At 70.3% G+C, this 7087-nt stretch carries 5 protein-coding genes and 1 pseudogene; 4 read left to right on the top strand and 2 right to left on the bottom strand.

Annotated features, from left to right (window positions below):
• Positions 1-114: 114 nt before the first annotated feature.
• Positions 115-837: pseudogene (locus ACWIE7_RS09430) on the top strand (ISL3 family transposase); the annotation flags it as partial.
• A 16-nt stretch (positions 838-853) separates the two neighbouring features.
• On the opposite strand, the gene ACWIE7_RS09425 reads toward ACWIE7_RS09430, so the two are convergent.
• Positions 854-2098: a glycosyltransferase family 4 protein gene (locus ACWIE7_RS09425; protein ID WP_454069111.1), complete on the bottom strand. Its 1245-nt coding sequence runs from the start codon at positions 2096-2098 to the stop codon at positions 854-856.
• Positions 2099-2299: 201 nt separating this feature from the next.
• Here ACWIE7_RS09425 and ACWIE7_RS09420 point away from each other — a divergent pair, with 201 nt between their 5' ends.
• Together ACWIE7_RS09420 and ACWIE7_RS09415 are read left to right on the top strand one after the other, a co-directional pair.
• A complete protein-coding gene (locus tag ACWIE7_RS09420; protein WP_454069110.1) occupies positions 2300-3151 on the top strand; it encodes a methyltransferase domain-containing protein in 852 nt (283 codons plus the stop codon).
• 143 nt (positions 3152-3294) lie between these two features.
• Positions 3295-4767, top strand: a complete 1473-nt coding sequence (locus tag ACWIE7_RS09415) for an aldehyde dehydrogenase (protein WP_454057758.1) — start codon at positions 3295-3297, stop codon at positions 4765-4767.
• A 72-nt stretch (positions 4768-4839) separates the two neighbouring features.
• Here the strand turns inward: ACWIE7_RS09415 and ACWIE7_RS09410 are convergent, their stop codons facing one another.
• Positions 4840-5424 (bottom strand): TetR/AcrR family transcriptional regulator, encoded by a 585-nt coding sequence (locus tag ACWIE7_RS09410; RefSeq protein ID WP_454069109.1) that lies wholly within the window; start codon positions 5422-5424, stop codon positions 4840-4842.
• 154 nt (positions 5425-5578) lie between these two features.
• Between ACWIE7_RS09410 and ACWIE7_RS09405 the strand changes: the two genes are divergently transcribed.
• Positions 5579-7042: an MDR family MFS transporter gene (locus ACWIE7_RS09405; RefSeq protein ID WP_454069108.1), complete on the top strand. Its 1464-nt coding sequence runs from the start codon at positions 5579-5581 to the stop codon at positions 7040-7042.
• Positions 7043-7087: the final 45 nt, after the last annotated feature.

Raw genomic sequence — 7087 nt, 5'->3', positions numbered from 1 at the left:
CCGAGCAAGCTCCATTCCTTTAGCTCACCGCGCCCTCCTCCTCGCCGGTCCCGTCGTCGTCGAAGACGTTTCAGGGGTCTTCTCAGATGACGGTGTAGGTCGGCCGGGCGCGTCGGTCCGCTGGACATGGTCGAGGGCCGGTCGAAGGCGGCGTTCAAGACCTGGCTCGCCGACCGCGACGACGCCTTCCGTGACGCGGTCGAGGTGGTCGCGATGGACGGCTTCACCGGGTTCAAGACCGCCGTTGCAGAGGAGATCCCGGACGCGGTCACGGTGATGGATCACTTCCACGTCGTGCGCCTGGCCGGTGACGCCCTCGATAGGTGCCGGCGCCGGGTCCAACTCGCGATCCACGGGCACCGTGGGTTCAGGGACGACCCGCTCTACAAGTCGCGGCGCACGCTGCAGACCGGCGCGGACCTGCTCACCGACAAGCAGAGCGACAGGCTACGAGCGCTGTTCGTTGATGACGCTCACGTCGAGTTCGAGGCGGCCTGGGGTGTCTACCAGCGCATGATCGCCGCCTATCGCCACGAGGACCGGCAACGTGGCCGCGAGCTCATGGAGAAGCTGATCACCGACCTCAGCGCCGGCGTCCCCAAGGTGCTCACAGAGCTCACCACCCTGGGCCGGACCCTGAAGAAGCGAGCCGCTGACGTGCTCGCCTACTTCGAACGACCCGGCACCAGCAACGGGCCGACCGAGGCGCTTAACGGACGGCTCGAACACCTGCGCGGCTCCGCACTCGGGTTCCGCAACCTGACCAACTACATCGCCCGAAGCCTGCTCGAGACCGGCGGCTTCAGACCCCAACTCCTACACCCCCGATTGGGATGAGCCGCGTTACCCGGCGCTAACCGCCTCTGGCCTCGCCACTGATCACACCGCTGACGCGCCGACCCTCGCCGACCGCCCGGAGGACCTGTTCCATCGCCGACGCGGTGGCGGGCCACGACATCCCCGCGGCCTTCCGGCGGGCCGCCTCACCCATCCGCTCACGAATCCCGGGATCGGCCAGGAGACGGTCCGCGGCGACTGTCATAGCGGTGACGTCGTCGACGAGGAGGCCGGTCTCGTCGTCGTCGATCGAGTCCCGCAGCCCCGCGGCGTGGTGGTACCCCACGGTCGGCACCCCGTGCTGCGCGGCCTCGGAGACGGCGAGCCCCCACCCCTCCTTGCGCGACGGCATGAGGTGCACGGCCGCGCCGGCGAGGAGCCGGTGCTTGGTGGGCTCGTCGACATGGCCGTGGAACACGACCGCGCCCGCGGTTGCGACGGGTCCGTCGGCTCCGAGGCCGCGTTCGGCGGCGTAGTCGTGCAGCTTCTCGGCCCACCAGCCGCTGCCGATCACGTCCAGCACCAGCCCGGGGTAGCGCGGTCGCAGCGCCGCGACCACGTCGAGCGCGTCCTCGACATGCTTGTGCGGCACCAGACGCGACAGCACCACCAGGCGCGGCGCGGCGGGCGCGGGGCCGGGGCCACCAGCAGGCGCGGCATCGGGTGCATCGGCCGGCGCGTCACCCCCCGCGAAGCCCTCCGGAAGCGGGTCGAGGCCGTTGCGCACCACCGCTATCCTCGCGGGATCCACACCCAGCTCGGCGAGCTCCTCGGCCGACGGCAGCGAGACGGTCACGTACTGACTGCGCGCGTGCACTCGCGGCGCGAGCCACGACTCGATCCACCAGCCGACCGGCGCCACGAGCCGCCCCGCGACCGGCCACTGCTCGCGGTGGATGTGGTGGACGAGCAGGACGACGGGGGAGCGGGTGACCAGGCGGGAGAAGAAGGGGACGCCGTTCTGGGTGTCGACGACGACGTCGGGCCGTCGCAGCACCCCGAGCGGTCCCAGACCGGCACGTCCCAGGAGCATCGCCGCCAGGGCCCGTGGATAGACGGAAAAGCGGCCGCCGGCCCTGCTGAATCGAACCCCGGTGGGACTGGTCTCGGAGCGGGCCGCGCCCCGGGACCGGGAGGTGCGGAAGACCACGGTGTGGCCGGCGGCGGCCAGGCCGTCGGCGACGTGTTCGAGATACCGCTCGCTTCCGCCGCCCTGCGGGTGCGTGCTGTCTCGCCAGCACAGGAGCAGGATTCGGGACACGCGGACACTGTACGCAGCGGCCCGTCCGTGCTCCCCGCCCGCCCGCACCCGCCCCGCCCGCCCAATCCGCAGCCGCCCCCGCCTCCCCACATCCCCACATCGAGAAGCGGGTTCGGCGCAGGTGGTTCTCGGGCTTTGTGGGCGAAAGGCTCTTGGCGAGTGGGGGGTGGAGGGGAGGGCGCCAGCGGTATCGTCACCGCCGTGATCACAGACGCCGTCCACCGCTCGGACGCCCTGCGCTCGGTGGCCCGCCGCGCAACCCTCGGCCGGTCGCTCGGGCTGCTGCGGTCGTTCCCGCAGGAGCAGTCCGCCCCCGACGTCTTCTACTCCGGCCTGGCCCGCGACACGGTCGAGCTGGTGGCCGATCTGTGGGAGCAGGCCGGCGACGGGGCTGCCGGTGCGGACGCCGCGGTGACCGCTGCTGCGCCGGGCACCGCTGCGGCGGATGCGGCCGGGCGGCTTCCCGGGCTGACCGTCCTCGACGTGGGCGGCGGGCCCGGCTACTTCTCCGAGGCCTACGCCGCCGAGGGCGCCCGGTACGTCTCGGTGGAACCCGACGTCGGAGAGATGGCCGCCGCCGGCATCACTCAGACGGGCTCGGTCCGGGGGAGCGGCATGGCGTTGCCGATCAGATCGGACAGCGTCGACATCTGCATCTCCTCCAATGTGGCCGAGCACGTCCCCGAGCCCTGGACGATGGCCGAGGAGATGTGCCGGGTGACGCGGCCGGGCGGCCTCGTCGTCGTCTCCTACACCCTCTGGTACGGCCCCTTCGGCGGCCACGAGATGGGCCTGACCCACTACCTCGGAGGCGAGCGCGCGCGGCGCATGTACGAACGACGGCACGGCCACCCGCCCAAGAACTACTACGGCGAATCGCTGTTCGAGGTGAGCTGCGCCGAGGGTTTGGCGTGGGCGCGCGACACCCGCTCGGCCGAGCTCCTGGCGGCGTTCCCGCGCTACCACCCGCGGTGGGCGTGGTGGCTCGTGCGCGTGCCGGGCCTGCGCGAGGTGCTGGTCTCCAACCTTGTGCTGGTGCTCCGCGCGCGGTAGCCGAGGTGAGGCGGCGCGGTGGCGACGTGGCGGTGAGGCTGTGGTGATCGGTGCTGAGGCCGTGATGGAGACACCCTCCCACTGCCGGACACTCGTCTACAGTGTGTGGAACACGTTCCTGTTTTCCATCTACGGAGGTCCTCGTGGTCGTTGTCCATGACAAGCTTTTCTCCGGCACACGGTGGGCAGATCCCATCACCACCGGAGTCCTGGAGGTCCACTCCCCGGCCACGGGCTCCGTGGTCGGTCGGGTCGCCGAGACCACGGTCGAAGACCTCGACGAGATGATCAACCAGGCGCGCGACTCGTTCGAGTCCGGCATCTGGCGCAAGACCCCGCCCGCCGAGCGCGGCGCCCTCATCGGCCGCGTGGCCGACATGATCGAGGAGCGCCAGGCCGAGGTCTGCCGGATCCTGTCCGACGAGATGGGCACGCCCGCCTCGACCGCCGCGATGATCCAGGTGACGCCCACTCTCGGCGTGCTGCGCTACTACTCGAAGCTGGCCGCCGACTTCCCGTGGAGCGAGGTCCGCAACGGCGACTTCGGCGCGTCCGTGGTCACCCGGCAGCCGGTCGGTGTCGTCGCCGCCATCACCGCCTGGAACGTGCCGCTGTACCTCAACGCCGCCAAGCTCGGCCCCGCGCTGCTGTCCGGCAGCTCGGTGGTGCTCAAGCCGTCGTCCGCCACCCCGCTGTCCGCGCTGTGGCTGGCCGACCTGTTCCGCGAGGCCGGCCTGCCCGAGGGCGTGCTGTCCGTCGTGACCGGCCCCAGCTCGGTGGGCGACCACCTCGTGTCCAGCCCGGAGATCGACAAGATCTCGTTCACCGGCTCGACCGGCGTCGGCAAGCACATCGCGAAGATCGCCGCCGAGAACCTCACCCGCTGCTCGCTCGAGCTGGGCGGCAAGAGCGCCGCGATCGTGCTCGAGGACGCCGACCTGGCCTCCGCCGGCGGCACCATGGTGTTCTCGGCCCTGATGAACTCGGGCCAGGCCTGCGTGTCCCAGAACCGCATCCTCGCGCCGCGCTCGCGCTACGACGAGGTGGTGAACGCGCTGGTCGAGAACGTCTCGCTCATGCCCGTCGGCGACCCGGCGGACGAGGGCACCATGTTCGGTCCGCTCGCCAACCACAAGCAGCAGGCCAGCGTCGAGGGCTACATCCGCAAGGGCGTCGAGGAGGGTGCGACCGTCGCGTACGGCGGCGGCAAGGTCGAGGGTCTGCCCGCCGAGGTGGCCGACGGCGCGTTCGTGCAGCCGACCGTCTTCCGCGACGTCGACAACTCCATGACCATCGCCCAGGAGGAGATCTTCGGGCCGGTCATCCAGGTGATCCCCTACGACTCGGTCGACGAGGCCGTGCAGATCGCCAACGACTCCGAGTTCGGCCTCGCCGGCGCCGTCTACTCGCAGGACCCGGACGCCGCGCTCGCCGTGGCCCAGCGCGTGCGCACCGGAACCATGGGCATCAACTGGTACGCCTTCGATCCCACCGCGCCGTTCGGCGGGTTCAAGAACTCCGGTATCGGTCGCGAGAACGGGCCCGAGGGCCTGGACGCGTACTGCGAGCTGCAGAGCGTGCTCATGCCGTTCGGCTGGGAGCCCTCCGAAGGCTGAGCCGAGCCCCGGCTGGGTCGTTCCCCGGCTGGATGGCGGCGCCGGACCCGTCCGCGGGCCGGCGCCCGGGGATCACGCTCCGGTCAGCAAGCCGCCCAGCTCGCGGACCGTCTGGTCGAACAGCGCCAGCGGGTCGGGGTCCAGCCCCGCGACATCGTCGCGGGCGAAAGAATGCCACGCGACGCGCCACACGGCGGTCACCACCTCGGCGACCAGGAGCGCGCTCAGATGTGGCAACGCTCCGCGCTCGTGTAGCTCGCCGCTGATCGAATTCACCAGATCCTGCTCCTGGCCCGACACGATCCGCAGCAGCTCCGGTTCGCGGATCAGCAGCCGGGAGATCCGGCGGAAGTCGCGCTGCTCGACCTCGCAGGCGAAGACCTCGCGCGACGCCGCCAGCAGGTCTTTCGCGATCCCGGCAGCGCTGGTCTGCGCGCTCTCGTGCTCCACCAACGCCTCGACCAGCCCGCGCTGACCGGGCATGAGGGCGTCCACCTTCGTGGCGTAGTAGCGGAAGAACGTGCGCTCGGCGATGCCCACGCGGGCCGCGATGTCCGCGACGGTCGTGGCGTCGAGGCCGTTCTCCTCCACCAGATCCAGTGCAGCCTCCTGGATCGCCTGGAACATCCGGGCGCGGTTGTCCTCGCGGATCCCCATGGTCGCAAGCTCCTCATGTCCGTGGCGGTTCGATCGGGCGGATCGGGGTCGCCAGACATATTTCATGTCACACTCTGCCGCTGCCGACATTACGTATTCTGTCAGACAGTGACATGATTCTCGGGTTCAGTCTCCACAGAAGAGGTTCCACCCGATGACCCAGACCGCCGAGGGCGCGAGTTCCCCACCGGCCGACCCGGCCCAGCACGCCCCCGCCACGCTGCCCAAGAAGCAGCTCATCGGAATCATCGGCGCCCTCGCGCTCGGTGCCTTCCTGATGATCCTCAATGAGACCGTCTTGACGGTGGCCCTGCCGTCGATCATGGCCGACTACGGCGTGTCCGCAGCAGCGGGGCAGTGGCTGACCACCGGGTTCCTGCTCACCATGGCCGTGGTCATCCCCACCACCGGCTTCCTCCTGCAGCGCTTCCCATTGCGCGGCCTGTTCGTCTTCGCCCTGGCCAGCTTCATCGTCGGCCTCCTGCTGGCCGTCGTCGCGCCGACGTTCGCCGTGCTCCTGGTCGCACGCATCCTCCAGGCCGTCGGCACCGCGATCGTGTTGCCGCTGCTCATGACCACCACACTGACCCTCATCCCACTCCAGCACCGCGGAATGGTCATGGGCCTGAACTCGATCGTCATCTCGGTCGGGCCGGCCATCGGGCCCACCGTCTCCGGCGTGATCGTCAACGCGCTGTCCTGGCACTGGATCTTCGCGGCCATGTTGCCGCTGGCGATCGTCATCCTCGTCCTGGGAGTCCTCTTCATCAAGGTCCCCTCGGCGACCCGCAAGGTGCCTGTCGACGCGGTCTCCGTGGTCCTGTCGGCCCTCGCGTTCGGCGGGCTGGTCTACGCCATCTCGATCTTCGGCGACGTGCTCGACAGCCCCGCGCTCCCGCTCGTCAGCGCCGCGATCGGCCTGGCCGCCCTGGCCCTGTTCGTCGACCGTCAGATCCGGCTAGCGCGGACCGGGAAAGAGCTGCTGAACCTGCGGCCGTTCACCAACCGCACCTTCTCGCTCAGCGTCGCGATGATCATGATCGCCATGGGCACCCTGATCGGCACCGTGGTCATCCTGCCGATCTTCCTGCAGAACGGCAGCGGCCTGAGCACCCTGACCATCGGGATGATGCTGCTGCCCGGCGGTCTGATCCAGGTCGTGATCGGCCCGATCTTCGGCCGCGTCTTCGACCGCCACGGCCCGCGCCCGGTGCTGATCCCCGGCGCGCTCCTGCTGGCGGCGGGGCAGTGGCTGTTCACCACCATCGACCCGGACACCGCGCTCGGCCTGATCATCGCGTTCCACACGATCTTCTCCGTCGGCCTGGCCATGCTGATGACCGGACTGCTCTCCGCGGCCCTGAGCGAGGTCCCGCTCAAGCTCTACAGCCACGGCTCGGCCATCTTCAACACCGGCCAGCAGCTCGGCGGCGCGATCGGCACCACGATCTTCGTCACCGTCATGAGCGCGATCGCGGCCGGCGAGATCGAGGCCGGGTCGGCGCTCGTCGACGGGCTGTTCGACGGCGCGCACGTGGCGTTCCTCATCGGCGGGATCCTCGCGTCCCTCGGAGTCGTCTTCGCGCTGTTCATCAAGGCCGCCCCGAAGCGCCCCTGATCAGCCGTCCGCCCAGCCGTCGAGCCGTCAGCCGCCCGCCCAGCC

The sequence above is a fragment of the Dietzia sp. NPDC055343 genome (genome assembly GCF_053645265.1).
Note: the sequence above shows the minus strand (reverse complement) of the source record. Positions and strands in the feature narration are given on the sequence as shown.